20 protein-coding genes are annotated in these 26,433 nt (G+C 71.8%); 4 read left to right on the forward strand and 16 right to left on the reverse strand.

The genetic code is table 11. The annotated features are described in order from the left end of the window. Positions 1 to 111 precede the first annotated feature (111 nt). The 9 genes from tpiA to uvrA form a co-directional block, all read right to left on the reverse strand. Positions 112 to 897, reverse strand: a complete 786-nt coding sequence (tpiA, locus tag OG370_RS10210; protein WP_328462780.1) for a triose-phosphate isomerase — start codon at positions 895 to 897, stop codon at positions 112 to 114. A gap of 6 nt (positions 898 to 903) precedes the next feature. After that, positions 904 to 2,118 carry a phosphoglycerate kinase gene (locus OG370_RS10215; protein ID WP_328462782.1) on the reverse strand — a complete coding sequence of 405 codons (1,215 nt, stop codon included), beginning with the start codon at positions 2,116 to 2,118 and terminating at the stop codon, positions 904 to 906. A 150-nt stretch (positions 2,119 to 2,268) separates the two neighbouring features. Beyond that, the gene (gap, locus tag OG370_RS10220; RefSeq protein WP_328462784.1) at positions 2,269 to 3,273 is read right to left on the reverse strand and encodes a type I glyceraldehyde-3-phosphate dehydrogenase; all 1,005 of its coding nucleotides are present in this window, start codon (positions 3,271 to 3,273) and stop codon (positions 2,269 to 2,271) included. Positions 3,274 to 3,718: 445 nt separating this feature from the next. After that, positions 3,719 to 4,696, reverse strand: coding sequence for a DNA-binding protein WhiA (gene whiA, locus OG370_RS10225; RefSeq protein WP_103884000.1), 978 nt, complete (start codon positions 4,694 to 4,696; stop codon positions 3,719 to 3,721). Continuing rightward, positions 4,687 to 5,706 (reverse strand): gluconeogenesis factor YvcK family protein, encoded by a 1,020-nt coding sequence (locus OG370_RS10230; RefSeq protein ID WP_328462789.1) that lies wholly within the window; start codon positions 5,704 to 5,706, stop codon positions 4,687 to 4,689. The genes whiA and OG370_RS10230 overlap by 10 nt, the downstream gene beginning before the upstream one ends. Positions 5,707 to 5,708: 2 nt before the next feature. Beyond that, on the reverse strand, positions 5,709 to 6,602 hold the full coding sequence (gene rapZ / locus OG370_RS10235) for an RNase adapter RapZ (RefSeq protein ID WP_328473962.1): 894 nt from the start codon (positions 6,600 to 6,602) through the stop codon (positions 5,709 to 5,711). Positions 6,603 to 6,799: 197 nt separating this feature from the next. Further along, a complete protein-coding gene (uvrC, locus tag OG370_RS10240; protein WP_328462791.1) occupies positions 6,800 to 9,019 on the reverse strand; it encodes an excinuclease ABC subunit UvrC in 2,220 nt (739 codons plus the stop codon). A 47-nt stretch (positions 9,020 to 9,066) separates the two neighbouring features. Further along, on the reverse strand, positions 9,067 to 9,498 hold the full coding sequence (locus OG370_RS10245) for a Rieske (2Fe-2S) protein (protein ID WP_328462793.1): 432 nt from the start codon (positions 9,496 to 9,498) through the stop codon (positions 9,067 to 9,069). A gap of 142 nt (positions 9,499 to 9,640) precedes the next feature. Further along, complete coding sequence (uvrA, locus tag OG370_RS10250) at positions 9,641 to 12,610, reverse strand: excinuclease ABC subunit UvrA (RefSeq protein WP_328462795.1); 2,970 nt, start codon at positions 12,608 to 12,610, stop codon at positions 9,641 to 9,643. Positions 12,611 to 12,856: 246 nt separating this feature from the next. Here uvrA and OG370_RS10255 point away from each other — a divergent pair, with 246 nt between their 5' ends. Continuing rightward, complete coding sequence (locus tag OG370_RS10255) at positions 12,857 to 13,513, forward strand: MBL fold metallo-hydrolase (protein ID WP_328462797.1); 657 nt, start codon at positions 12,857 to 12,859, stop codon at positions 13,511 to 13,513. Between the two features lie 53 nt (positions 13,514 to 13,566). Here the strand turns inward: OG370_RS10255 and OG370_RS10260 are convergent, their stop codons facing one another. Beyond that, the gene (locus OG370_RS10260; RefSeq protein ID WP_328462799.1) at positions 13,567 to 14,046 is read right to left on the reverse strand and encodes a hypothetical protein; all 480 of its coding nucleotides are present in this window, start codon (positions 14,044 to 14,046) and stop codon (positions 13,567 to 13,569) included. Beyond that, the gene (locus tag OG370_RS10265; protein ID WP_328462801.1) at positions 14,043 to 14,522 is read right to left on the reverse strand and encodes a hypothetical protein; all 480 of its coding nucleotides are present in this window, start codon (positions 14,520 to 14,522) and stop codon (positions 14,043 to 14,045) included. Before OG370_RS10265 ends, OG370_RS10260 begins: the two co-directional genes overlap by 4 nt. Before the next feature lie 39 nt (positions 14,523 to 14,561). Here OG370_RS10265 and OG370_RS10270 point away from each other — a divergent pair, with 39 nt between their 5' ends. Continuing rightward, complete coding sequence (locus OG370_RS10270; RefSeq protein ID WP_328462803.1) at positions 14,562 to 15,554, forward strand: helix-turn-helix transcriptional regulator; 993 nt, start codon at positions 14,562 to 14,564, stop codon at positions 15,552 to 15,554. 31 nt (positions 15,555 to 15,585) lie between these two features. Here the strand turns inward: OG370_RS10270 and OG370_RS10275 are convergent, their stop codons facing one another. The 5 genes from OG370_RS10275 to uvrB form a co-directional block, all read right to left on the reverse strand. Beyond that, positions 15,586 to 16,695, reverse strand: a complete 1,110-nt coding sequence (locus tag OG370_RS10275) for a cytochrome c oxidase assembly protein (RefSeq protein ID WP_328462805.1) — start codon at positions 16,693 to 16,695, stop codon at positions 15,586 to 15,588. 149 nt (positions 16,696 to 16,844) lie between these two features. Beyond that, complete coding sequence (locus OG370_RS10280) at positions 16,845 to 17,948, reverse strand: TerC family protein (RefSeq protein ID WP_328462807.1); 1,104 nt, start codon at positions 17,946 to 17,948, stop codon at positions 16,845 to 16,847. A gap of 256 nt (positions 17,949 to 18,204) precedes the next feature. Beyond that, positions 18,205 to 20,163 (reverse strand): TerD family protein, encoded by a 1,959-nt coding sequence (locus OG370_RS10285; protein WP_328462809.1) that lies wholly within the window; start codon positions 20,161 to 20,163, stop codon positions 18,205 to 18,207. An 82-nt stretch (positions 20,164 to 20,245) separates the two neighbouring features. After that, positions 20,246 to 20,824 (reverse strand): TerD family protein, encoded by a 579-nt coding sequence (locus OG370_RS10290; protein WP_328462811.1) that lies wholly within the window; start codon positions 20,822 to 20,824, stop codon positions 20,246 to 20,248. 217 nt (positions 20,825 to 21,041) lie between these two features. Further along, entirely contained in the window at positions 21,042 to 23,138 is a 2,097-nt protein-coding gene (gene uvrB, locus OG370_RS10295) for an excinuclease ABC subunit UvrB (RefSeq protein WP_328462813.1), read from the reverse strand. Between the two features lie 141 nt (positions 23,139 to 23,279). On the opposite strand from uvrB, the gene OG370_RS10300 reads away from it, so the two are divergent. Both OG370_RS10300 and OG370_RS10305 read left to right on the forward strand, forming a co-directional pair. Then, positions 23,280 to 23,807, forward strand: coding sequence for a methylated-DNA--[protein]-cysteine S-methyltransferase (locus tag OG370_RS10300; RefSeq protein WP_328462815.1), 528 nt, complete (start codon positions 23,280 to 23,282; stop codon positions 23,805 to 23,807). Between the two features lie 231 nt (positions 23,808 to 24,038). After that, positions 24,039 to 26,399: an alpha-L-fucosidase gene (locus OG370_RS10305; RefSeq protein ID WP_328462817.1), complete on the forward strand. Its 2,361-nt coding sequence runs from the start codon at positions 24,039 to 24,041 to the stop codon at positions 26,397 to 26,399. Positions 26,400 to 26,433: the final 34 nt, after the last annotated feature.

Genomic DNA, 26,433 nt, shown 5'->3' on the forward strand with positions numbered 1-26,433 from the left:
CTCGACTACATGACGGCACTACACGGTTACGGCGCGGGGCCGGAGGCGGTGTCGCTACACCACTCCGGCCCCGACAGGGTACTTCACCAGCCCCCTGACTTCACCGGTCCGTCACTGGTCCCGGAACCGGACGATCTTGACGAACTCCTCCGGGTCCAGCGCGGCGCCGCCCACCAGGGCGCCGTCCACGTCCGGCTGGGCCATGATCGCGGCCACGTTGCCCGCCTTGACCGAGCCGCCGTACTGGATACGGACGCCGTCGGCGAGCTCCTGGTCGTACAGCTCCGCCAGCCGGCCGCGGATCGCCGCACAGACCTCCTGGGCGTCCTCGGGGGTGGCCACCTCGCCGGTGCCGATCGCCCAGACCGGCTCGTAGGCGATGACGATCCCCGCCGCCTGCTCCGCGGGCACGTCCTTGAGCGCGCCGTCGAGCTGGGCGAGGGTGTGCGCGACCTGGTTGCCGGCCTTGCGGACGTCCAGGCCCTCCCCGACGCACAGGATCGGGGTCAGGCCGTGCCGGAACGCGGCCTTCACCTTGCTGTTGACGATCTCCTCGTCCTCGCCGTGGTACTGGCGGCGCTCGGAGTGCCCGATCACGACGTACTCGCACTTCAGCTTGGCCAGCATCGGCCCGGAGATCTCGCCGGTGTACGCACCGTGGTCGTGCGCCGACACGTCCTGGGCGCCGTACTTGATCCGCAGCCGGTCGCCGTCCACGAGGGTCTGCACGGAGCGCAGATCGGTGAAGGGCACCAGGACGGCGACCTCGACCGCGTCGTGGTCCCTGTCGTTGAGGCCGAAGGAGAGCTTCTGGACGTGCGCGATGGCCTCGAGGTGGTTGAGGTTCATCTTCCAGTTGCCCGCCATCAGCGGGGTGCGGGTGCTCTGCTCACTCATCGGTCTTCAGTTCTCCAAAGCGGAAAGGCCGGGCAGCGTCTTGCCTTCGAGGTACTCCAGGCTGGCGCCGCCGCCGGTGGAAATATGGCCGAAAGCATTCTCGTCGAATCCCAGGATGCGGACAGCCGCGGCCGAGTCGCCGCCGCCGACCACGCTGAACGCGGGAGCGTCGACCAGCGCCTGCGCGACGGCGCGGGTGCCGTCGGCGAAGTCGGGGTGCTCGAAGACGCCCATCGGGCCGTTCCAGAAGATGGTCGCCGCGTCGGCGAGCTTCTCGGCGAACAGCTTGCGGGACTCCGGGCCGATGTCCAGGCCGATCAGGTCGGCGGGGATGGCGTCCACGGGAGCGGTGACCGGCTCCGCCGGCGCCTTCGTCTTCAGGTCGGGGAACTGCGTGGCGCCGATCACGTCGACCGGCAGCACGAACTCCACGCCCTTGGCCTTCGCCCGCTCCAGGTACTCGGTGACGACCGGGATCTGGTCCTCCTGGAGCAGGCTCTTGCCGACCTCGTGGCCCTGGGCCTTGAGGAAGGTGAAGACCATGCCGCCGCCGACCAGGATGCGGTCGGCCTTGTCCAGCAGGTGGTCGATGACGCCGAGCTTGTCGGACACCTTCGAGCCGCCGAGCACCACCGCGTAGGGGCGGGAGACGTCCTCGGTGAGCTTCTTCAGCACCCCGACCTCGGTGGCGATCAGGCCGCCGGCGGCGTGCGGCAGCCGGGCCGGCAGGTCGTACACCGAGGCGTGCTTGCGGTGCACCGCGCCGAAGCCGTCACCCACATAGGTGTCGGCGAGGGCGGCGAGCCGGTCGGCGAACGCGCCGCGCTCGGCGTCGTCCTTGCTGGTCTCGCCGGGGAAGAAGCGCAGGTTCTCCAGCAGCACCACGTCGCCGGCACCGGCGCCCTCCAGCGCCTGCCGGGTCTGCTCGCCGACCGTGTCGGTGCCGAACAGCACCTGGCGGTCCAGCAGTTCGGCCAGCCGATCGCGGACCGGGGCGAGCGAGAACTTCGGGTCGGGCTCGCCCTTGGGGCGGCCCAGGTGCGAGGCGACGACCACCGTGGCGCCGGCCTCGGCGAGCTTGGCGATGGTCGGCACGGCGGCCCGGATACGGCCGTCGTCGGTGATGGTCGTGCCGTCCAGCGGCACGTTGAGGTCGGCGCGGACGAACACCCGCTTGCCCTCGACCTGTCCGTCGGCGATCAGATCGTCGATCGTCTTCATCTGTCGGGTCTCCTGTGAGTAGGGTCCGGCACCGGACGCACGCGAACAGGGCCCGGACGGCGCGTCATCGCGCTCGTCCGGACCCTGTCGCTCACATCACGGTGCGGTGGCTGACGGAAACGGCTACGCGGCCGCGGCTCCGGCGGTGCCTCAGAGCCGGTCGCCGACGAAGACCGTGAGGTCCACCAGGCGGTTGGAGTAGCCCCACTCGTTGTCGTACCAGCCGATGACCTTGACGGTCTTGCCCTGCACCATGGTCAGCTTCGAGTCGAAGGTGCACGACGCCGGGGTGTTGACGATGTCCGAGGACACGATCGGGTCCTCGGTGTACTCCAGCAGACCCTTGAGCTGGCCCTCGGCGGCCTTCTGGAAGGCCGCGTTGACCTCGTCCTTGGTGACCTCGCGCTCCAGGTCGACCACCAGGTCGGTGACCGAGCCGGTCGGGACCGGGACGCGCATGGCCATGCCGTCGAGCTTGCCGGCCAGCTCCGGGATGACCAGCGCGGTGGCCTTGGCGGCACCCGTGGTGGTCGGGATGATGTTCTCCGCGGCGGCACGGGCGCGACGCAGGTCCTTGTGCGGGAAGTCCAGGATGCGCTGGTCGTTGGTGTACGCGTGCACCGTCGTCATCAGGCCCTTGACGATGCCGAAGTTCTCCAGCAGCACCTTCGCCATCGGCGCCACACAGTTCGTGGTGCAGGAGGCGTTGGAGATGATGTTGTGCGCCGCCGGGTCGTACGCGTCCTGGTTGACGCCCATCACGATGGTGATGTCCTCGTCGGTGGCGGGCGCCGAGATGATGACCTTCTTGGCGCCGCCGGCGATGTGCTTGCCCGCGTCGGCCGCCTTGGTGAAGATCCCGGTGGACTCGATCACGATGTCGACGCCCAGCTCGCCCCAGTTGATGGCGGCGGGGTCGCGCTCGGCGAGCACCTTGATGGTGTGGCCGTCCACGGTGATCGTGTCGGCGGTGTGGGTGACCTCGGCCTTGAGGCGCCCCAGGATGGTGTCGTACTTCAGCAGATGTGCCGTGGTCGCGGTGTCACCCAGGTCGTTGACAGCCACGATCTCGATGTCCGCACCCTGTTCCAGGATGGCGCGGAAGAAGTTACGACCGATGCGGCCAAAGCCGTTGATGCCTACCCGGATCGTCACGAACCGATCTCCTCGCTCAGTCGCCGGAGTCCCTCTCCGGCTGCGAAATATGGGATGTCCCCGACCACCCCCGACCCTACCTCCCCGGCGTGTACGAGGTGACATCGGCAAGCCACGTGGCGGCTGCGCCGCGGCAACGGTCCGGGGTGCCCTCCGCGGGCGGCTGCGCCGCGGCAACGGTCATGGGTGCCCTCCGCGGGCGGCTGCACCCTCCCACCGGGCTCGGGGTGCCGACGCGGAGGGCGGTTCCCCCCAGGGGCGCTGGGGGTACCTCCCAGGCGAAGCTCTGGGGGAGGAACTGCGCGCTCAGCCAATTGCGGTGGCGCGCCGGGCCCGCAGGCCCAGCCCCCGCGGCGAGCATCCGGACCACCGGCCGGTATTGGGCTGGTCGCGCAGTTCCCCGCGCCCCTGGCAAGGGCACCCTCGCCCGGGAGGGGCCCCGGGGTCAGCCGACCATTTCCTCGGTGAGGTTGGCCTCGGTGCCGGGCATCCCGAGATCGGACGCACGCTTGTCCGCCATCGCGAGCAGCCGCCGGATACGCCCGGCCACCGCGTCCTTCGTCAGCGGCGGCTCCGCGAGGGAACCGAGCTCCTCGAGGGACGCCTGCTTGTGGTCCATCCGCAGCCGCCCGGCGGCGGCGAGGTGCTCGGGGACGTCGTCCCCGAGGATCTCCAGGGCGCGCTGCACCCGCGCCCCAGCGGCCACCGCCGCACGAGCCGACCTGCGGAGATTCGCATCGTCGAAGTTGGCGAGCCGGTTCGCGGTCGCGCGCACCTCGCGCCGCATCCGCCGCTCCTCCCAGGCGAGCACGGAGTCGTGGGCGCCGAGCCGGGTGAGCAGCGCGCCGATCGCGTCGCCGTCGCGGACCACGACCCGGTCCACGTTGCGCACCTCGCGGGCCTTCGCCGGGATCTGCAGCCGGCGGGCGGCCCCGACCAGCGCGAGGGCGGCCTCGGGCCCGGGGCAGGTCACCTCCAGGGAGGAGGACCGGCCGGGCTCGGTGAGCGACCCGTGCGCGAGGAAGGCGCCGCGCCAGGCCGCCTCCGCGTCGCAGGTCGCGCCGGAGACGACCTGCGGGGGCAGCCCGCGGATCGGGCGGCCGCGCCCGTCCACCAGGCCGGTCTGCCGGGCCAGCTGGTCGCCGCCGGCCACCACCCGCACGACGTACCGGCTGCCGCGGCGCAGCCCGCCCGGGGCCATCACCACCAGGTCGGAGGCGTGCCCGAAGATCTCCAGGATGTCCTTGCGCAACCTGCGCGCCGCGATCCCGGTGTCGAGTTCCGCCTCGATCACGATCCGCCCGCTCACCAGGTGCAGGCCGCCCGCGAAGCGCAGGATCGACGAGACCTCCGCCTTGCGGCAGCAGGTCCGGGTGACGGGGAGCCGGGAAATCTCGTCCTTCACCGCTGCCGTCATCGCCATGGGCCGATCCTTCCACGCATACGAAAAATCCGGTCATACGCGGCCGCCAACGACTCGGGGTCGTGCCGCGGCCCGTCGGGGGCGGCGACCCGGGCCAGTTCCACCGTTGCGCCCAACTTCTGGGCGGCCTGTTCCAGGCTGTCCCGGTCGGGTACGGCGGCTTCGTCGGCGAGAACCACGTCGATGGTGAGTTTAGGGGCGTGTCGGCCCAAAACCTCCAAGTGACGCTGCGGAGAAAAACCTTCGGTCTCTCCGGGTTGCGGCGCGAGGTTGAGCGTGAGCACCCGCCGGGCCCTGGTCTGGGCCACCGCGTCGGCCAACTCCGGTACCAGCAGGTGCGGGATGACCGAGGAGAACCACGAACCCGGGCCGAGCACCACCCAGTCCGCGTCCATCACCGCCTGCACCGCCTCGGGCACCGCCGGCGGGTCGGCGGGCACCAGGTGCACCTCCTGCACCTCGCCGGGCGTCAACGCGACGGTGGCCTGCCCCCGTACGGTGGACACGGCGTCGGGCAGTTTCGGGTCGTGGCCGCGGACGATCGCCTCCAACTCCAGCGGCACCGCCGACATCGGCAGCACCCTGCCGTGCGCGCCCAGCAGCCGGCCCACCCACTCCAGGGCGGCGACCTCGTCCTTCAACTGCTCCCACAGCGCGACGATCAGCAGGTTGCCGACCGCGTGGCCGTGCAGGTCGCCGCCGCTGACGAAGCGGTGCTGGAGCACCCGCGACCAGGTCTGCCCCCACTCGTCGTCGCCGCACAGCGCGGCCAGCGCCTTGCGCAGGTCGCCGGGGGGCAGCACCCCCATCTCGGCGCGCAGCCGCCCGCTGGAGCCGCCGTCGTCGGCGACCGTGACCACCGCGGTCAGATCGCCGGTGATCCGGCGCAGCGCGGCCAGGGAGGCGGACAGGCCGTGGCCGCCGCCCAGGGCGACCACCTTCGGCGGTACCCCGGACCGGCGGCCCGAGGCGGCGTCCTTGCCGCCGCGGCGCCGCCGCCTACCCGTCATGATCACTCGCGCCCCATGTCCCTGTGTACGGTCACCGTTTCCACTCCGTCCGCCGCCAGCCGCGCCGCGAGCCGTTCCGACATCGCCACGCTGCGGTGCTTGCCGCCGGTACACCCGACGGCGATGGTCACATAGCGCTTGCCCTCGCGCCGGTAGCCCGACGCGATGATGTGCAGCAGCTCGGCGTACCGGTCCAGGAACTCCTTGGCGCCGGGCTGGTTGAACACGTACGTGGCCACCTCGTCGTTGAGCCCGGTGAAGGGACGCAGCTCCGGCACCCAGTGCGGGTTGGGCAGGAAGCGGCAGTCCACCACCAGGTCGGCGTCGACGGGCAGCCCGTACTTGTAGCCGAACGACATGACGGTGGCCCGAAGTTCCGGTTCCTCGTCACCGGCGAACTGGGCGTCGAGTTTGGCCCGCAGTTCGTGCACGTTGAGACTGGAGGTGTCGATCACCAGGTCGGCGTCGCCGCGCAGTTCGCGCAGCAGGTCGCGTTCGGCCGCGATGCCGTCGACGATCCGGCCGGTGCCCTGCAGGGGGTGCGGGCGGCGGACCGACTCGAAGCGGCGCACCAGCGCGTCGCCGGACGCCTCCAGGAAGATCACCCGGCGCTTGACGCCCTTGGTGGCGAGGTCGGCGAGCGACTCGCGCAGGTTGTCGAAGAACTGCCGGCCGCGCACGTCGACCACCACCGCGATCCGCGCCACGTTCCCCTGGGAGCGGGCGCCGAGGTCGACCATGGTGGGGATGAGGGCGGGCGGCAGGTTGTCCACGACGAACCAGCCGAGGTCCTCCAGGCACTTGGCCGCGGTGCTGCGGCCGGCTCCGGACATGCCGGAGATGATCACGAGCTCGGGGATGGCCGCCGGGGTCTCCCCCGTTGCGCCGCTGGTCATGTCGGTGCTGGTCCCGTTGTCGGCGGTGTTCTCGTCGATGGTGCTGTTCCCGTTGATGGTGCGGATGTCGTCGGTGGTGCCGGTCTCGTCGGCGGTGCCGCTCGCGTCGCCGGTGCCGGTCTTGTCGGCGCTACCGGTGCTGCCGGTGCCCTGTGTGCCGGTTCCTGGTGTGGCGGTCCTGGGTTCTTCGTGCTCGCTCATCTGCTCTTCCCCCGATGGTCTGACGGGTCTGCCGCGGGCCCGGCGGGCTGCCCGTCGCGGTCCTCGATGATCTCTCCGGTCGCGGTGTTCACGGCCGGCCCGGCCGGTGCCGCGGCCGCCAGGGTGGCGGCGACCGTCTCCGCGGTGCGAAGGCCGATCCCCGGTACCTCGCAGATCTCCGCGATGGTCGCCGAGCGCAGCCGCTTCAGCGAGCCGAAGTGCTTGAGCAGGGCCTGCTTGCGGGTGGCGCCGAGCCCGGGCACCGCGTCCAGGGCGCCGGCCTTCATCGACTTGGAGCGCTTGCTGCGCTGGTAGGCGATGGCGAAGCGGTGTGCCTCGTCGCGGACCCGCTGGAGCAGGTACAGGCCCTCGCTGGTGCGCGGCAGGATCACCGGGTCGTCGTCGCCCGGCAGCCAGACCTCCTCCAGCCGCTTGGCCAGCCCGCACACCGCGACGTCGTCTATGCCGAGCTCGGCCAGGGCCCGGCTCGCGGCGGCGACCTGGGGCTGGCCGCCGTCGACCACGACGAGCTGCGGCGGGTAGGCGAACTTGCGGGGGCGGCCGGTGTCGGGGTCGATCGGACCGCCGACCGCCTCGTCCTGCTCCGCCGCGTCGTCGTGCCCGGCCGCGTCGTCCTGCCCGGCCAGGTCGTGCCCGGCCAGGTCGTGCCCGTGTCCGGCCAGGTGATCGGCCAGGTCGTGGTCGTGGTCGTCGGGCTGCTGCCGGCCGCCGTCGGGCGAGCCCTGCTGGTCCTGCGGGTTCTGCTCCTGCTCCTCCCACTCGCTGGTGCGCTGCTTCTCCTGGAGATAGCGGCGGAACCGGCGGGTGATCACCTCGTGCATGGACCGGACGTCGTCCTGCCCGGCGAACGACTTGATCTGGAAGCGGCGGTACTCGCTCTTACGGGCCAGGCCGTCCTCGAAGACCACCATGGACGCCACCACGTCGTCGCCCTGGAGGTGGCTGATGTCGTAGCACTCGATACGCAGCGGCGCCGTGTCGAGGTCGAGGGCGGTGGCGATCTCCTCCAGCGCGCGGGAGCGGGTGGTCAGGTCCGAGGCGCGCTTGGTCTTGTGCAGGGCCAGCGCCTGCTGCGCGTTGCGCTGCACGGTGGCCATCAGGTCCTTCTTGTCGCCGCGCTGCGGCACCCGCAGGCTGACGTGCGAACCGCGCCGCTCGGCCAGCCACTGCGCCACCGGCTCCTCCGGCTCGGGCAGCGCCGGGACCAGCACTTCCTTGGGCACGCCGCCGCTGCCGCCGGACTGCTCCGCGTCACCGCGCTCGTCGCCGTACAGCTGCTGGAGGGCGTGCTCGACCAGGCCCGCGGTGTCGACCGCCTCCACCTTGTCGGTGACCCAGCCGCGCTGCCCGCGCACCCGGCCGCCGCGGACGTGGAAGATCTGCACGGCCGCTTCGAGTTCGTCCTCGGCGACCGCGATCAGGTCGGCGTCGGTGGCGTCGGCGAGCACCACCGCGTTCTTCTCCATGGCGCGGCGCAGCGCCTCGATGTCGTCGCGCAGCCGGGCCGCCTGTTCGTACTCCATGGCGGCGGCCGCGTCCTTCATCCGCTGTTCCAGCCGGCGCAGGTAGGTGCCGGTGTGGCCGGCCATGAAGTCGCTGAACTCCTCGGCGAGTTCACGGTGGTCCTCCGGGCTGATCCGGCCGACGCACGGCGCGGAGCACTTGCCGATGTAGCCGAGCAGGCAGGGCCGGCCGATCTGCGCGGAACGCTTGAACACCCCGGCCGAGCAGGTGCGGACCGGGAAGACCCGCAGCAGCAGGTCGACGGTCTCGCGGATCGCCCACGCGTGGGCGTACGGCCCGAAGTAGCGCACGCCCTTGCGCTTGGGCCCGCGCATCACCTGAACCCGCGGGAACTCCTCGTTCATCGTCACGGCGAGCGACGGATAGCTCTTGTCGTCGCGGTACTTGACGTTGAACCGTGGGTCGAACTCCTTGATCCAGGAGTACTCCAGCTGCAGCGCCTCGACCTCGGTGGAGACCACCGTCCACTCCACGGACGCGGCGGTGGTGACCATCGTGGCGGTGCGCTGGTGCAGGTTGGTGATGTCCTGGAAGTACGACGACAGGCGCTGCCGCAGGCTTTTCGCCTTGCCGACGTAGATCACCCGGCGGTGCTCGTCCCGGAACTTGTAGACCCCTGGGGAGTCGGGGATCTGGCCCGGCTTCGGTCGATAGCTGCTGGGGTCTGCCATGCCTTCCACCCTACTGTCGGGATACGACGATCCAGGGGCAGGAGCGCTCAGCTCGCGGGGCCCGCCGTCAGCTTGCCGCCGACCGCCTTGATGTCCACCGCCGGCAGTGCCTTCGGGGCCGGGCCGCGCACGACGGCGCCGGTCTCGGCGTTGAACTCGCTGCCGTGGCACGGGCAGGACGCGGTGGTGCCGTCCACTGTGTCGAGCACGCAGCCCTCATGGGTGCAGACCGCGCTGAACGCCTTGAAGGTGCCCTGGGTCGGCTGCGACACCAGCACCTTGTCGTCGCGGAAGAGCTTGGCGCCGCCGACCGGCACCGCGGAGGACGCGCCGAGGTCCACCGGCTTGGTCGGGCCGTCCGCGGAGCCGTTCTTCTTGCCGCCGCACGCGCTGAGGCCGACTCCGGCGGCTCCGACGGCGCCGGCCAGGGCCGCGCCGCGAAGGACGGTCCGACGGGTGGCGGGCAGTTCGGTGGACATGGGCGCTCCTGGTGCGGGATGTGACCGGTCTTGCGGTCCGTACCTTACGTCCCGCACCTGGACGCCTTTGCGACGGCATACCGCGACGGCGTCCCCGGCCCGCGCGGAGCCGGGGACGCCTGCCGTCCGGGGTGCCCGCCGGCTACGCCTTCGCGGCGCGCTTGCGCGGAGCCACGGCCTTCTTCGCCGTCTTCGCCGTCTTCGCCGCCGCGGTTGCCTTCTTCGCCGGAGCCCGCTTCCTGGGCGCGGGCACGGCCGCGTCGCTGACCGCGTCCGGGCTGAGGATGTCCCGCAGGAACTTGCCGGTGTGGCTGGCCGGGACGCCCGCGATCTGCTCGGGGGTGCCCTCGGCGACCACCAGCCCGCCGCCGTTGCCGCCCTCGGGGCCCATGTCCACCACCCAGTCGGCGGTCTTGATCACATCGAGGTTGTGCTCGATGACGATCACGGTGTTCCCCTTGTCGACCAGCCCGGAGAGCACCTTGATCAGCTTGCTGATGTCCTCGAAGTGCAGACCGGTGGTGGGCTCGTCCAGCACGTAGACGGTGCTGCCGGTGGCGCGCCGCTGCAGCTCGGAAGCGAGCTTCACCCGCTGCGCCTCGCCGCCGGAGAGGGTCGGCGCGGGCTGGCCGAGCCGGACGTACCCCAGACCGACTTCGTTGAGGGTGCGCAGGTGGCGGGCGATGGCGGGCACCGCCTCGAAGAAGTCCAGCGCCTCCTCGATCGGCATGTCCAGCACCTCGGCGATGGACTTGCCCTTGTAGTGCACCTCAAGGGTCTCCCGGTTGTACCGCGCGCCGTGGCAGACCTCGCAGGGGACGTAGACATCCGGGAGGAAGTTCATCTCGATCTTGATGGTGCCGTCGCCCGAGCAGTTCTCGCAGCGGCCGCCCTTGACGTTGAAGGAGAAGCGGCCGGGCAGATAACCGCGGACCTTCGCCTCCATCGTCTCGGCGAACAGCTTGCGGACGTTGTCGAAGACGCCGGTGTACGTGGCCGGGTTGGACCGCGGGGTACGGCCGATCGGCGACTGGTCGACGTGCACCACCTTGTCCACCAGGTCGTCGCCGTCCACCCGGGTGTGGCGGCCGGGGACGCTGCGGGCGCCGTTCAGCTCGCGGGCGAGGTGGGTGTACAGGATGTCGTTGACCAGGGTGGACTTGCCGGAGCCGGAGACACCGGTGACCGCGGTGAGCACGCCCAGCGGGAAGGACACGTCGATGTCCTGGAGGTTGTGCTCGCGGGCGCCGTGCACCGTCAGCCGGCGCGCACGGTCGATCGGGCGGCGGTCGGCCGGGGTCGGGATGGAGCGCTTGCCGGAGAGGTACTGCCCGGTCAGCGACTCCTCGTTGACCAGCAGCTCCTTCAGGGAGCCGGAGTGGACGACCTTGCCGCCGTGCTCGCCGGCGCCGGGGCCGATGTCCACCACCCAGTCGGCGGTCTTGATGGTGTCCTCGTCGTGCTCGACGACGATCAGGGTGTTGCCCAGGTCACGCAGCCGGACCAGGGTCTCGATCAGCCGGTGGTTGTCGCGCTGGTGCAGGCCGATGGAGGGTTCGTCCAGGACGTAGAGCACGCCGACCAGACCGGAGCCGATCTGGGTGGCCAGCCTGATCCGCTGCGCCTCGCCGCCGGACAGGGTGCCCGCGGCGCGGTTGAGCGAGAGGTAGTCCAGGCCGACGTCGACCAGGAACCGCAGTCGCTCGTTGACCTCCTTGAGGACGCGCTCGGCGATCTTCTTGTCGCGGGCCGCGAGCTTCATCCCGGCCAGGAACTCGGCGCAGTCGCTGATCGACATCGCGGCGACGTCGGCGATCGACCTGTCCTGCACGGTGACCGCCAGCACGATCGGCTTCAGCCGCCTGCCCTCACAGGTGGGGCAGGGCACCGCCCGCATGTACCCCTCGAAGCGCTCGCGGCTGGAGTCGCTCTCCGACTCGTTGTGCCGGCGGCGGACGTAGGGGATCACGCCCTCGAAGTGCGTGGTGTACGAGCGCTCGCGGCCGAACCGGGTCTTGTACGCCACCCGGACCTCGGACTTGTGCCCGTAGAGCAGCGCCTTCTTGGCGCGCGCGGGCAGGCCCGCGTACGGGATGTCGGTGCGGAAGCCGACCTCCTTGGCGACGCTCTGCACCAGCTTGTCGAAGTACCCCTTGGACATGCCGCTGGACCACGGCGACAGGGCGCCCTCGTCGAGCGACTTCTGCTCGTCGGGCACGATCAGCTCGGGGTCGATCTCCATCCGGGAGCCGATGCCGGTGCAGTCCGGGCAGGCGCCGAAGGGCGAGTTGAAGGAGAAGGAGCGCGGCTCCAGTTCCTCGAACGACAGGTCGTCGTAAGGGCAGTAGAGGTGCTCGGAGAACATCCGCTCGCGCTGCGGGTCGTCCTCGGGCAGGTCGACGAAGTCGAGGATGACCATGCCGCCGGAGAGGCCGAGCGCGGTCTCCACCGAGTCGGTGAGGCGGCGCTTGGCGCTGTCCTTGACGGTGAGGCGGTCGACGACCACCTCGATGGTGTGCTTCTCCTGCTTCTTCAGCTTGGGCGGGTCGGTGAGCTGGACGGTGGCGCCGTCGACCCGGGCCCGGCTGTACCCCTTGGTCTGGAGGTCGGAGAAGAGGTCGACGAACTCGCCCTTGCGCTCGCGCACCAGCGGGGAGAGCACCTGGAAACGGACGCCCTCCTCCAGCTCCAGCACCCGGTCCACGATCGCCTGCGGGGACTGCCGGGCGATCGGACGGCCGCACTCGGGGCAGTGCGGCTTGCCGATCCGGGCGAAGAGCAGCCGCAGGTAGTCGTAGACCTCGGTGATGGTGCCGACGGTCGAGCGCGGGTTGCGGGAGGTGGACTTCTGGTCGATGGAGACGGCCGGTGACAGGCCCTCGATGAAGTCCACGTCGGGCTTGTCCATCTGCCCGAGGAACTGCCTGGCGTAGGACGAGAGCGACTCGACGTACCGGCGCTGGCCCTCCGCGAAGATCGTGTCGAAAGCGAGCGAGGACTTCCCGGAACCGGACAGCCCGGTGAACACGATGAGCGAGTCCCGGGGCAGGTCCAGCGAGACGTTCCGGAGATTGTGCTCGCGAGCGCCGCGGACGGTGAGTCGGTCGGCCACGCCAGTGCACCTTTCCGTAGTAGGGGGACGGTGAACGGTCAACACCCCCCGGTCAGCCTAAACGGGGAGCGGTCGACATTTCTTCCTCTCGGACCTCTTGCCGGTCCTGTCGCCGCCGTCTGGCCCGGCCGTCGCGACACTCACGACCCTATAGCACGCACATTCGATTTCCGGTCTTCCACTGCCCCTTTCACCCGATCGTGTGGTGCATGCGTCCCCGGCGTGACAGGCCATAGGCTGGGGCGCATGGCGTATACGGGAGAGGTCACGGTCGGCGGCACGCCCGACGTGCACGAGCTGGAAGACCTGATCATCACGAAGGTCGCGGTCGGCCCCATGAACAACAACGCGTACCTGCTGCGCTGCCGGGCCACCGGCGAGCAGCTGCTGATCGACGCGGCCAACGACGCGGGGACCCTGCTGGAGGTCGTCGGTACCGATGGTCTCACCTCCGTGGTCACCACCCATCAGCATGGCGACCACTGGCAGGCGCTCCAGGACGTGGTGACGGCCACCGGGGCCGCCACCTACGCCGGGCGCGAGGACGCCCCGGGCATCCCCGTGCCCACCGGCACCCTGCTCGACGACGGCGACACCGTCCCGCTCGGCCCGCTGCGCCTCACCGTCCGCCACCTCGTGGGCCACACCCCCGGCAGCGTCGCCGTCATCTACGACGACCCGCACGGTCACCCGCACGTGTTCACCGGCGACTGCCTGTTCCCCGGCGGCGTGGGCAACACGCACGACGACCCCGCCGCGTTCACCAGCCTCATCGACGGCGTGTCGGCCAAGCTCTTCGACGTCCTCCCCGACGAGACCTGGGTCTACCCGGGCCACGGCGACGACACGACCATCGGCGCCGAGCGCCCCCACCTCGCGGAGTGGCGCGCACGCGGCTGGTGAGCGGGGCAGGGCGGAGGCGGGCGGGCCGGTCGGGCCGTACGGTCCGGTACGGCTCAGTTCCGGCGACGGGTCATGCGCATCGTCCAGTTGGTCAGCCAGGTGGCGCCGCCGTCGGTGGAGAACGCCTGCTCCCACCGGGCGGCGTCGGCGGTGACGCCGCTCCACAGGAACCGGACCCGCACGTCGCGGCCCTCGTGGCGGTCGTCGCCGTGGAACTCGCCGACGCCGTCGGTGAAGCGGCCGACGACCGGTGGGAACAGGGTGCCGGTGCGCTCGCTCGCCCAGTACAGGGACCACTCCTGGCGGACAGGGTCGTAGAGCCGCAGGGTCAGGCCGGCGGAGCCCTTGGTGGGGAAGGTCACCTCGTCGAAGTTGGCGTTCCCCCCGAAGTGGCCGGAGGCGCGGCTCACGCCGGGGAACTCCTCCCAGGGCGACTGCGGGTCGAGGAAGTCGGTGCGCCGCCGGTTGGCGACGTCCCAGGTGCCGACGAGGAAGTCGAAGTCGTGCACGGTGCTGGTCGGGGTGCTGGTCACGGGCGGTCTCCGGTAGTGCCGTCGGGAAGGGTGTCCAGGAGGTAGGCGTCCAGGTCGGGCGGGTCGGCGGCCAGGACGTGCCGCACCCAGGCGTCCCGCTCGTGCAGCAGCGGCGGCAGCTCCCAGACGCAGCCGATCAGCGACCGCTCGATCCGGACGAAGCGGGTCGGGTCGTCGTCGGGGCAGCCGAGCGCCGGCTGCCCGGCCGCCGCTCCCGCGAAGTGCAGGGCGTTGTCCCAGGCCCAGGTGTAGGCGTTGAGGTAGGCGCCGTCGTCCCCTCCCCTGTGGAGGACGACGAAGCCCGCGCCGGGCGTCCCGTCGGGTTCGGGCAGCAGGTCGGGCAGGAGCGCGTACGCGGCCGCCTCGACCTCCGGCGCGATCCCCGCGGGGTCGGCGGTGACGTGGTACCGCTTGAGGCGGCGACCGCCGACCTCCAGCAGCGGGCGCGCGGTCAGCAGCTTCTCGGTGAAAGGCATGGCTGGACGCTAGAACGGCTTCACTGACACCCTGTGTCAGTGAAGTCCAGCCGGCTGCTGTCGATCCTGCTGCTGCTCCAGAACAGGGGCCGGCTGACCGCCGCCCAGATCGCCGCGGAGCTGGAGGTCTCGGTCCGCACCGTCTACCGCGACGTGGAGGCCCTGCACGCCGCCGGTGTCCCGCTCTACGGCGACGCCGGCCACGCCGGCGGCTACCAGCTGCTCGACGGCTACCGGACCCGGCTGACGGGGCTCACCTCCACCGAGGCCGACGCGCTGTTCCTGTCCGGCGCGCCGGGCCCGGCCGCGGACCTGGGGCTCGGCCCCTCCCTGGCGGCGGCCCAGCTGAAACTGCAGGCGGCCCTTCCCGCGGAGCTGCGCGCCCAGGCGACCAGGATCGCCGCCCGATTCCACCTCGACGCGCCGGGCTGGTACACCGAGGACGCCGATCTGCGGTTCCTGCGGCAGGTCGCGGACGCGGTCTGGCACAGCAGGGCGATCGAGGTCCGGTACCGCCGCTGGAAGGAGCCCACCGACGTCGACCGCCGGCTCGAACCGTACGGCCTGGTGCTCAAGGCCGGCCGCTGGTACGCGGTGGCGGGCCCGGGGCCGCGTACGTACCGCGTGGACCAGATCCTCGCGCTGACGCCCACGGCGGAGGGCTTCCAGCCGCCGCCGGACTTCGACCTGGCGGACTACTGGCAGCGCCACCAGGCGGACTTCCACGCCCGCCTGCACCAGGAGGAGGCCGCGGTACGGCTCTCCCCCGCGGCGGCGGCGCGGCTGACCGGGGCGGCGGCCCGGGCGCTCGCGGCCACCGGCAGCGCGGAACCGGACGGCTGGACCCGCGCGGTGCTGCCCGTGGAGTCCGCGGACCAGGCGCACGCCTTCTTCCTGTCGCTGGGCGCCGAGGCCGAGGTGCTGAGCCCGGCCGCGCTGCGCGCGCGGCTGGCCGCGACCGCGGCCGCGCTGGCGGTCCGCTACGCCGGGCCCGCGCCGGAGGCGGAACCGCCCGAGGCCGCCGCGCCCTGACCCGCCTCCGGGCGCCGGGCGGCGGTGGCGCTCAGCGGCGGCGGCGCATCCGCTCGCCGACCTCGCCCTCGTCCGTCTCCCACCAGGGGCGGGTGGACACGGGCACCTCGGCCTGAGCGGGCGCGGCGGGGGCCGAGGGGGCGGGCACCGCGGCGGAGGGCGCGTCGCCGCCCGAAGCGCCACCGGAAGCCCCGCCCGAAGCGCCCGCGGGAGAGCCGGCGGCCACCGAAGCCCCGGAAGGCACCTGCTGCCCGGCCCGGGCCGACAGCACGGCCTCGCGGTCGAGGGCGGCATCGAGAGCGGCGGTCTTGTCGCGGTCGGCGCGCCACCACTCCATGAAGACCAGCAGGAGGAAGGGCAGCCCGACGAGTTCGGCGAGGGCGAGCATGAGGCCGCCGCCGAGCATCTGGTCGCGCTTGACGGAGGGACCCCAGTCGCGGGTGTGCGTGTGGTACCAGTGGCCGGCGACCAGGGTGCCGCTGGTCATCACGACGATGCCGGGCACGGAGTCGAAGAGCCCGTCGAGGAAGACCAGGACCGCGCGCACCGGGTGGTTGCACCAGCGCGGCAGCAGCTCCTGGCGGCTGAGCATGGGCAGCACGAACAGGCATCCGGTGAGCAGCAGTTGCAGGTGCATCAGCTGCCGTACGGAGTCGTGGGCGAGCGCGTGCGGGAAGTACGGCGTGAAGTAGATGGTCAGTTCGGAGACGAGCACCAGGACCGAGCTGATCAGCGGGTAGGTGAGCACGCGCACCGGGCGGGAGGAGAACGCGCGGCGCAGCCGGCTGCCGGGGGCGGCGAGGCCGATCGGGTCGCCGAGCGCGAGGCCGAGCGGGGCGAACAGGTCGAGCAGGATGTTCTGCACGGCCGCGGGCCAGAACAGCACCCGGTTGTAGACGGCGAGCGCCGACATGGTCGCGAACACCAGGGTGCCGAGGCCGAAGACGTAGAAGACGGCGACCCGCCAGAGCGGCCAGCGGCCACCGGAGGCGAGCCTGCGCCGTACGCCGTATCCGTACACCGCGCCGAGCAGGAGCACGGCGGCCAGGGCGACGCCGTCGAGTTGCCAGGTGCCGAGGAAGCGGCTCCCGGTCAGCTCGGGCAGTGCCTGGAAGCCGGGCGCGGCTGCCGTGGTCGCCACATCTGTGCCTTTCGCGTGGGTCCTGGGCCGACGGAGCCACGCTAGTCCCCGGGCCGGGCGGCCCGTACGCAGGGGGGCGGCCCGGGGCCGGGGTGTCGTCAAACGCCGTGGGGCGCCCGGGGCGCTGCCGGACGGCCGTCAGGGGTGCGTCAGAACCTCTGGCGGCGCTGGGCCGGCTGCCGGTCGAGCCGGTGGGAGCCGGACCCCGGGGCGGGTTCGCCCTGGTCGGAGGCGTCCTCGGCGGTGTTCCCCGCGGTGTCCTCGGCGGGGTGTTCCCCGGCGGGCGCGGGCGTGGTGCCGTCGGCCGCGGCGCCCCCGCGGCTGACGGCCAGGCTCGTCGCGGTCGTCACCGCGAGCACGGCCACGATCACCCCCAGGGAGACGGGGATGGAGATCTCGGGGACGTGCGCCCCGGCCTCGTGCAGGGCGTGCAGCACCAGCTTGACGCCGATGAACCCGAGGATCACCGAGAGCCCGTACGACAGGTGCACCAGCCTCTTCAGCAGGCCGCCGATCAGGAAGTAGAGCTGGCGCAGGCCCATCAGCGCGAACGCGTTGGCGGTGAAGACGATGTACGGGTCCTGGGTGAGGCCGAAGATCGCCGGGATCGAGTCGAGCGCGAAGAGCACGTCGGTGGTACCGATGGCGAGCATCACCACGAGCATCGGGGTCATCAGCCGCTTGCCGTTCTCGGTGACGAACAGCAGCGTGCCGTGGTAGCTCCGGGTGGACGGGACGCGCTTGCGCACCGCCTTGAGCACCCGGTTCTCCTCGAACTCCTCGTCCTGCTGGGGTCCGGCCATCGCCTCCTTGACCAGCTTCCACGCGGTCCAGATCAGGAACGCGCCGAAGATGAAGAAGACCCAGGAGAAGCTCGCCACGATGGTGGCGCCGGCCGCGATGAACACCGCGCGCAGCAGGAGCGCGATGAGCACGCCGATCAGCAGGACGCGCTGCTGGTACCGCGTGGGCACCGCGAACTTCGCCATGATCAGCACGAAGACGAAGAGGTTGTCGACGCTGAGCGACTTCTCGGTGATGTATCCGGCGAAGAACTCGCCGGCGGGGCGGCCGCCGGCGAAGACCAGCAGGCCGACGCCGAACAGTCCGGCGAGGACGACCCAGACCGCGGTCCAGATCCCGGCCTCGCGGACGGACACGTCGTGGGGGTTGCGGCCGATCAGAAAGTCGGCGCCGATGAGGGCGAACAGTCCTGCGATGGTGAGCGCCCAGAGGGTGAGCGAGACATCCACGGGATCTCCGGCTGTAGCGGTCGGTCAAACAACCGTACACGAATGCCCAAGAAATGGTAAAGAGATGCTGAATGTGGCGGCGTGTCGCGCTCCGGGCGGCAGCGGCGCGCCGGGTGGGTCATGCGTGCTCGCGGGCAGTCCGTACGGAGCCGAGCGGGCGGCTTCGGGCCGTGCGGACGCCGCGTCTGATCGGGCGGGGAACGGGGGCGGCGTCAGCCGCGGCGGCCGGGGCGGGCGCGGTACGGCCGGGCCGCCCTCACCTCCCGTACGCCGGGCGGGCCGCGGCCAGCCTGCGCAGCACCTGCGCCACCACCTGGCTGCCCGGCGGCACCAGCGCGGGTTCGTACGTCCACGCGTGGCCCACCCACGGGTCGGCGAGGTGGTCGCTGGGCAGCGGGGTGAGCCGCAGCATCGAGCGCCACAGCGGGTCGAGCACCGGGCCGTACGCCGAGGCGTCGTCGCGATCGGCGACCAGCAGCAGGTGGACGCCCGCGGCGGGCCCTTCGTCGGCGAGGTAGCGCAGCTGGTTGACGGCGCGGTCGTCGAAGCCGTACGGGAACTCGTTGACGATCAGCAACTGCTCGGCCTGGTCGAACCCGGGCGGCAGCGAGTCGGCCGCCCCGCCGCGCATGGCCATCTGGAGCAGGTCGACCCGCGCGGTGAGGCGGCCCAGCACCTCGTTGACACCGGCGGCGCCCGCGGCCGGCTGCGGCAGCGCCAGCGCGCCACCGGAGTACAGCGGGGCGAACGCGGTGGCGGCCGAGCCGGCCGGGTCCAGCGCGTGCATGGCGAAGCCGCCCGCCGGGTGGCAGGCCAGCAGCCGGGCGGCGATCGCGACGGCGGCCTCCATCGCGACGCCGCGGTCGTCGGCGCTGTCGATCCACAGCCCGCGCTCCAGCGGCAGCCGGACCAGCAGCGGGATCTGCAGTTCGGGCGCCTCGGGCACGGTGAGGCCGCCGAGCCGCACGGCGAGCGCCGGCTGCTCGGGCACTTCGTACGCGTGCCAGGCCGGGTTCTCCCAGCCGGCGAACGCGGGCGGCAGCGCGGGCTCGACCACCTCGGCCTCGGCGGCGAGTTGGGCGAGGTCGCGGTCGAGCACGGCCCTGGCCTGGTCGACCAGCGCGACCTGCTTCGTCATCGCCTGGTCGCGGGCCGCCTCGGCCTGCGCTCCGCCGCGGGTGCGCGGGTCGGCGAGCAGCGCGTCCAGCTCCTGGTCGTACCGCGACTGCGCGAAATCCTCGGCGCTGCGGTACGCGGCGACGGTGCGGGCCAGGTCCTCGAACATGCCCCAGATCTGGTTGTGCAGCCGCTCCTCCAAGGTCCAGCCGCCGGCGTCCCCGGCGACCGGGACGGGCGGGCCGTCCGCGGAGGCGGGTGCCGCGGCGGCCGGGGCGTACTGCGGCGGGGGCGGCGGCATCGGCGGGGCGCTCGACGCGGACGCCGGCTCGGGCTGCGGCGCGGCCGGTACAGTGCGGCGGCGCGGGTGGCGGTAGTCCACCGGGCCGGCCGGCGGCGCTTCGGCGGGGGCGGGCACGGTGGGCGCTGCGGAGGTCGTGTGTGCCGCGGGCGCTGCGGGCGACGTGGGCGTTGCGAGCGCTGGGGGCGCGTCCACCGAACGGGACTGCTCGCGCTCCACCGCGTCGTGGATCTCCTGCGCGACCGCGCGGGCGTCGGGCACGCCCTGGTCGAGCAGCAGCGCGGGCAGCCCGCCGTCGTACCCCTGGCCGACCGCGCGGACCTTCCAGGTGCCCTGGCGCCGGTAGAGCTCGACGGCGAGCAGGGCGGTCTCGCTGCCCAGGCCGGTGAGGGTGTAGCCGGCGATGGCGGTGCCGTCGGGGTCGGTCACGGCCACGTGCGGGGCCGGCGCGGCACCGAAGTCCGCGGGGGCGCCGGCGCGGCCGACGGGCAGCGCCAGCAGGACGTGGACGCGGTGCACGTCCTGCGGCATGGCGCCCAGGTCCACGGCGAGGCGGTGCTCGGCGGCGGCCTGCCTCGGCACCTCGACACCCGGAAGCTGCGGCGCGCCGGGGTGGGCCAGCCACTCCCGCCCGGCCGCCGGGCCCGACCGGCCGTCGCCGCTGTCCGGCCCGAAGGCCCGGCCCTCTGCGTCGCCCAGGGTGACCGCGGCCACCACCGGGGTCCCCGCCGACACCCGGATCTCCAGCCGGTTGCCGGGCAGCGGATGGTTCTGCCCCCGGACCAGTTCGGCCGTCATGCCAGCCGCCCCCTGCTTTTCGTTGTCGTGCGTGTCCGTCTGCGCGCCGTGGCCCGGTCGCCCGGGCCACGGCCCCACCCTGCTACAGGGCGGGCAGTATCGCCGGGATCAGGTCCTGGAACGTCCGGCCGTTGGCCGCGGTGCCGATCGCGGTCATCGACCAACCGGTGGTTCCCCGCTGCACCTTGGCCATGATCTGCGCGGTGTACGGGCCACCACCGGTGAGGGTGTAGCGGGCCAGCTCCTGGCCGTTGCTCTCGTCCACCAGGCGGCAGAACGCGTTCTGCACCTCGGCGAAGGTCTGGCCGGTGAAGGAGTTCACCGTGAAGACGATCTGGTCGACATGCACCGGGACCCGCTGGAGGTCGACGATGATCGACTCGTCGTCGCCGCCCTGGCCCGCGCCGCCGACGAGGTTGTCGCCGGTGTGCCGGACCGAGCCGTCGTCACTGGTGAGGTGGCGGAAGAACACCACGTCGACCGGCTGCTTGTCGGCGAAGAGGACCGCGGAGGCGTCGAGGTCGATCTCCCGCGTGCGGCTGCCGAACAGACCCCGGCGCGGCGCAGCCTGCCAGCCCAGCCCCATCCTGACCGCGGTCAGCGTCCCCCCGTCGGCCTTGCTCAGGCTGATCTTCTGCCCCTTGGTCATGTTGACCGTCACGCGCTGTCCCCTCTCACCCGTTGTGTTCCGACTGCTTCGTGCGCTTCATCCGCGGCTCTGGCACGGAAAAGCCGTGCCCGCACCCTAACAAGACGCCGCCGGACGGTATCCCGGTTCGTCAGCGCGGAATTCCGATTGTCCGCCTGCCCGCCCACGGTGCTGACGCGCTTGCCCGCCCGGGGCTACCGCGACGCAACATCCGTGGGCGCGGCCGGCGTTACGCGATGCCCGCCTCGCGCATCTGCCGCAGCTCCTTCTTCAGGTCGCCCAGCTCGTCCCTGAGCCGGGCGGCCACCTCGAACTTCAGCTCGCCGGCCGCGGTGTGCATCTGCTCGGTGAGTTGGGCGATGAGGTCGGCGAGTTCCTCGGCGGGCAGCGCCGCCCCCGTCCGCTTCTCCCCTGCCTTGCCGGCCAGCGCCGGCACCGGCGCCTTGCCGCGCGAGCGCTGCCGCCCGGAGCCCAGCAGCTCCTGCGTGTCGGCCTCCTCGCGGGCGTAGGCGTCCAGGATGCCGGCGATCTTCTTGCGCAACGGCTGCGGGTCGATGCCGCGCTCGGTGTTGTACGCGATCTGCTTCTCCCGGCGGCGATTGGTCTCGTCGATGGCCTTCGCCATCGCCGGGGTGATCCGGTCGGCGTACATGTGCACCTGGCCGGAGACGTTACGGGCGGCGCGGCCGATGGTCTGGATGAGGGAGGTGCCCGACCGCAGGAAGCCCTCCTTGTCCGCGTCGAGGATCGCCACGAGCGAGACCTCGGGCAGGTCCAGGCCCTCACGCAGCAGGTTGATGCCGACCAGGACGTCGAACTCGCCGGCGCGCAGCTCCTGGAGCAGCTCCATCCGGCGCAGCGTGTCGATGTCGCTGTGCAGGTACCGCACCTGCACGCCCAGCTCCAGCAGGTAGTCGGTGAGGTCCTCGGCCATCTTCTTGGTGAGGGTGGTGACCAGCACCCGCTCGTCCTTCTCCGCGCGCACCCGGATCTCGTGCACCAGGTCGTCGATCTGGCCCTCGGTGGGCTTGACCACGACCTCGGGGTCGATCAGCCCGGTCGGCCGGATGATCTGCTCCACCACGCCGTCGCCGCGGGAGAGTTCGTACGGCCCGGGGGTCGCCGACAGATAGACCTTCTGGCCGACCCGGGTCAGGAACTCCTCCCACTTCAGCGGGCGGTTGTCCAGCGCGGAGGGCAGCCGGAAGCCGTGGTCGACGAGGGTGCGCTTGCGGGACGCGTCGCCTTCGTACATCGCGCCGATCTGCGGCACCGTGTTGTGCGACTCGTCGATGACCAGCAGGAAGTCCTCGGGGAAGTAGTCGATGAGGGTGTCCGGGGCGGAGCCGGGGCCACGGCCGTCGATGTGCCGGGAGTAGTTCTCGATGCCGGAGCAGGTGCCGATCTGCCGCATCATCTCGATGTCGTACGTGGTGCGCATCCGCAGCCGCTGGGCCTCCAGGAGCTTGCCCTGCTTCTCCAGCAAGGCGAGCTGGCCCTCCAGCTCCTGCTCGATCCCGGCGATGGCCCGCTCCATGCGCTCGGGTCCCGCGACGTAGTGCGTCGCGGGGAAGACGTAGACCTGCTCGTCCTCGGTGATGACCTCGCCGGTGAGCGGGTGCAGCGTGTAGAGCGCCTCGATCTCGTCGCCGAACATCTCGATGCGGACGGCCAGCTGCTCGTAGACCGGGAAGATCTCGACGGTGTCGCCGCGGACCCGGAAGGTGCCGCGGGTGAACGCCAGGTCGTTGCGCGTGTACTGGATGTCGACGAACTTGCGCAGCAGCCGGTCGCGGTCGATCACGTCGCCGACCTTGAGCCGGACCATCCGGTCGATGTACTCCTGCGGGGTGCCCAGGCCGTAGATGCACGAGACGGAGGCGACCACGACGACGTCCCTGCGGGTGAGCAGCGAGTTCGTCGCCGAGTGGCGCAGCCGCTCCACCTCCTCGTTGATCGACGAGTCCTTCTCGATGTAGGTGTCCGTCTGCGGGACGTACGCCTCGGGCTGGTAGTAGTCGTAGTACGACACGAAGTACTCGACCGCGTTGTTCGGCAGGAGCTCGCGGAACTCGTTGGCGAGCTGGGCGGCCAGCGTCTTGTTTGGGGCCATCACCAGGGTGGGGCGCTGGAGCCGCTCGATCATCCACGCGGTGGTCGCCGACTTGCCCGTGCCGGTGGCGCCGAGCAGCACCACGTCCTGTTCGTCGGCGCGGATACGGCGCTCGAGGTCCTCGATCGCCGCCGGCTGGTCGCCGCTGGGCTGGAAGGGGCTGACGACCTCGAAAGGCGCCACAGTGCGTTCGATGTCTGAAACGGGCCGCATGACACCACCGTACGGCGCCCCTGTGACAATCAGGGTCCCGCTCGCCCCCGCCCACCTCACGAAGTGGCTTTGACCTGCGGTTTTCATGGTGGCGGCGGTGAGGCGGGGGCGTTGTCGGACCCTGCGTCTAGCGTGGTGGGCATGGACGAGGTGGCGTGGGTGGTGCGGGACACGGCGGTGGGGCCGCTGATGGCGGCGTGGAGCGGTCAGGGGCTGGTGCTGGTGGCGTTCAGGGCGGGGCCGGCGACGGTGGCGCGGGAGGTGGGCGCGCTGGAGCGGCGGCTGGGGTGCGCCGTGGTGGAGGACCCGGAGCGGCTTGCGCCGGTGACGGAGCAGCTGGACGCGTACTTCGCGGGGGAGCTGAAGGAGTTCGATCTCGCGCTGGACTGGTCGCTGACCACCGGTTTCAACCGGCGGGTGCTGCGGGAGCTGGCGACGGGCGTGCCGTACGGCGCGGTGGTGGGCTATCAGGATCTCGCCGACCGGGTGGGCGAGCCGGGCGCGGCGCGGGCGGTGGGCGCGGCGATGGGGGCGAATCCGCTGCCGGTGGTGGTGCCCTGCCATCGGGTGGTGGAGAGCGACGGCGGCATAGGCGGCTTCGGCGGCGGCCTGGAGATCAAGCGGACGCTGCTGGCGCTGGAAGGGGTGCTGCCCGCTCCGCTGTTCTGACGGCCTCCCGGCGGTCGATGGGTGCGCGCGCTGCCCCCTCCCGGCGGGGCGGCGGACCGGGCCCCGCGGGCCGAGCGCCGGTGCGTCCTGGTGCGCCCGCCGGGCGAGGCGTGCCCGGGAACGGCCCGTTCGGTCCGATCTATTGACATGCTCCCGCCTCCTCCCCAGGATCACTCATCGGATGTATACCCATTCGCGATGGGCCAATCCCCAGGGCACTGAGGAGGGCGCATGACCACGTTCCCACGACGCCAGGTACTCGGAATGGCAGCGGGCGCAGCCGTGGGCACCACACTGATCTCCACAGGAAGCGCGGCGGCCGACACCGCCGACACCGCAGCATCGCAGGCCACTTCGAATACGTGGGGGACCGTGCCGGACGCGGTACAGGTCCCGCTGGACGCCTGGTTCGACAACGACGGCATCGACACCGCGGCCGCCCGCGGCGGGGACTTCGACGGCTCCGGCTACTCCTTCCCCGGCGAGGAGCTGCCGTCAGGGACAGCAGTCGTCGGAGGGGTGAGCTTTCGCTTTCCCTCGTCCGCCGCCGGCGCCAAGAACAACATCGTGGCGAACGGGCAGCGCGTCGACCTCCCGCCCGGCGGATATCTGTTCGCCTCGTTCCTCGTCTCGTGCAGCTACGGCGCGACCTCGGGCACCGCGACCGTGCACTACGCGGACGGCAGCACGTCCACCGCCGCGCTCGGCGGCGGCGACTGGTACTCCGGCGGCGGCGCGTTGACCACGACCTTCCGCTACTCCCCCGACGGCACCGACCCGCACCCGGTCTCCATGAGCGTCAGCGAGCTGTGGACGGACCCGACGCGGCAGGCGGTCGGTGTCACCCTGCCGTCCACCGGGCCGGCCCAGGCCGGCACCTCCGCGCTGCACGTCTTCGCGCTCTCCCTGCAGCCGGCCGCCACCGGCCGCGCGCTGACCATCCGCTCGGCCGCCTCCACCAACTCGCTGACCGGCCCGCACGGCACCCAGAGCGTCGAGGCCACCGTGCTCAACGCAGGCACCGTGTGGGTCCGGCCCACCGACGCGCTCTCGGTGGACGTCGCGGTCGACAGCGGCTCCGCCGGCGCCCGTACGATCGCCCCCGCCGCGGTGCCGTTCCTCGGGCCCGGCGAGCAGGCCCGGCTGCGGATCGGTATCCGCAACTCGCCGGGGACCGCGCCCGGCACCTCGGCCACGGGCACCGTGCGGGTCACCGGCCGCGGCGGGACCGCCGCCGCCCGCAGCACCCCGCTGATCCTCGGCACCCCCGACTACCAGCCCACCGACGCGTCGCTCGACACCCACCAGGCCCCGTACTGGTTCAGCGACGCCAAGTTCGGCATCTTCATCCACTGGGGCGTCTACTCGGTGCCGGCCTGGTCGCCGGTCGGCGGCTCGTACGCCGAGTGGTACTGGAACTCGATGCAGACCAGCGGCGACCCGGTGAACGCCTACCACGCGCAGACCTACGGCGAGGACTTCGCGTACGACGACTTCATCCCGATGTTCACCGCGAGCCGGTTCAACCCCCGTTCCTGGGTGGAGCTGTTCCAGGACGCGGGCGCCGAGTACTACGTGCTGACCTCCAAGCACCACGAGGGCTTCGCGCTGTGGGACACCAAGGTCTCCGACCGCAACGCGGTCCGGATGGGACCCCACCGCGACCTGGTCGACGCGCTGTTCACCGCGTCGCGCACGTACACCCCGCGGCTGCACAACGGCCTGTACTTCTCGATGCCCGAGTGGTTCAACCCGGACAACCCGTGGATGGGCCACGCCCCGCGCAACCCGTACACCCTGGAGCCGGTGCCGTACACCGGCTACACCGCGGGCAAGGACTTCGTCGCGGACTACCAGGCCCCGCAGATGCGGGAGTTGATCGAGGGCTACGACCCCGACGTCATCTGGTGCGACATCGGCGGCGCCAACGACAGCGACCATGTGCTCGCCGACTACTTCAACCACGCCAAGAACCGGGCGCGTCCGAAGGACGTGACGGTCAACGACCGCTCCGGCATCGCGCCGCACGACTTCACCACGCCGGAGTACACCACCTACGCCAACACGGTGGTGGCGAAGTGGGAGGCCAGCCGGGGCCTGGACCCGCACAGCTACGGCTACAACCGTGCGACCCCCGACGACCAGTACATGACCGCCGAACAGGTCGTGCAGACGCTCGTCGACATCGTCAGCAAGAACGGCAACTTCCTGCTCGACATCGGGCCCAAGGCGGACGGCACCATCCCGTCGGTCATGGAGCAGCGGCTGCGCGAGACCGGCCGGTGGCTGCGGGTCAACGGCGAGTCGGTCTACGGCACGACGTACTGGTCGGCGATGGCGCAGCTCGACGAGTTGCGGTTCAGCGTGAAGCAGGGCGAGGCGTTCTACATCTCCTCGCTCGGCGACCCGGGCAGCAAGCTGGTGGTGCGGGCACCGGTGCCGATCCGCAAGGGCGACAAGGTGACCATGCTGGGCCATGACCGGCCGCTGGACTGGGAGTTCGACGGCGGCACGCTCACCGTGCAGGTCCCGGCCGCGGCCCGCGCGGCCGGGAGGTACGCCTGGGTGTTCAAGGTCCACTGGTCGCGCTGACCGCGGCGCGCCGCGGTCCCGGGGCGGCTACGTC

It is taken from the genome of Streptomyces sp. NBC_00448, assembly GCF_036014115.1.
Lineage (GTDB): Bacteria > Actinomycetota > Actinomycetes > Streptomycetales > Streptomycetaceae > Actinacidiphila.

What these genes read in the sequence shown, in the direction of transcription:
- OG370_RS10285 (WP_328462809.1), bottom strand. Translation starts at nt 20,163, where the DNA reads ATGACGGCCGAACTGGTCCGGGGGCAGAACCATCCGCTGCCCGGCAAC.
- whiA (WP_103884000.1), bottom strand. Translation starts at nt 4,696, where the DNA reads ATGGCGATGACGGCAGCGGTGAAGGACGAGATTTCCCGGCTCCCCGTC.
- uvrC (WP_328462791.1), bottom strand. Translation starts at nt 9,019, where the DNA reads ATGGCAGACCCCAGCAGCTATCGACCGAAGCCGGGCCAGATCCCCGAC.
- OG370_RS10245 (WP_328462793.1), bottom strand. Translation starts at nt 9,498, where the DNA reads ATGTCCACCGAACTGCCCGCCACCCGTCGGACCGTCCTTCGCGGCGCG.
- uvrB (WP_328462813.1), bottom strand. Translation starts at nt 23,138, where the DNA reads ATGCGGCCCGTTTCAGACATCGAACGCACTGTGGCGCCTTTCGAGGTC.
- tpiA (WP_328462780.1), bottom strand. Translation starts at nt 897, where the DNA reads ATGAGTGAGCAGAGCACCCGCACCCCGCTGATGGCGGGCAACTGGAAG.
- OG370_RS10255 (WP_328462797.1), top strand. Translation starts at nt 12,857, where the DNA reads ATGGCGTATACGGGAGAGGTCACGGTCGGCGGCACGCCCGACGTGCAC.
- OG370_RS10300 (WP_328462815.1), top strand. Translation starts at nt 23,280, where the DNA reads ATGGACGAGGTGGCGTGGGTGGTGCGGGACACGGCGGTGGGGCCGCTG.
- OG370_RS10215 (WP_328462782.1), bottom strand. Translation starts at nt 2,118, where the DNA reads ATGAAGACGATCGACGATCTGATCGCCGACGGACAGGTCGAGGGCAAG.
- OG370_RS10305 (WP_328462817.1), top strand. Translation starts at nt 24,039, where the DNA reads ATGACCACGTTCCCACGACGCCAGGTACTCGGAATGGCAGCGGGCGCA.
- rapZ (WP_328473962.1), bottom strand. Translation starts at nt 6,602, where the DNA reads ATGACCAGCGGCGCAACGGGGGAGACCCCGGCGGCCATCCCCGAGCTC.
- OG370_RS10265 (WP_328462801.1), bottom strand. Translation starts at nt 14,522, where the DNA reads ATGCCTTTCACCGAGAAGCTGCTGACCGCGCGCCCGCTGCTGGAGGTC.
- OG370_RS10230 (WP_328462789.1), bottom strand. Translation starts at nt 5,706, where the DNA reads ATGACGGGTAGGCGGCGGCGCCGCGGCGGCAAGGACGCCGCCTCGGGC.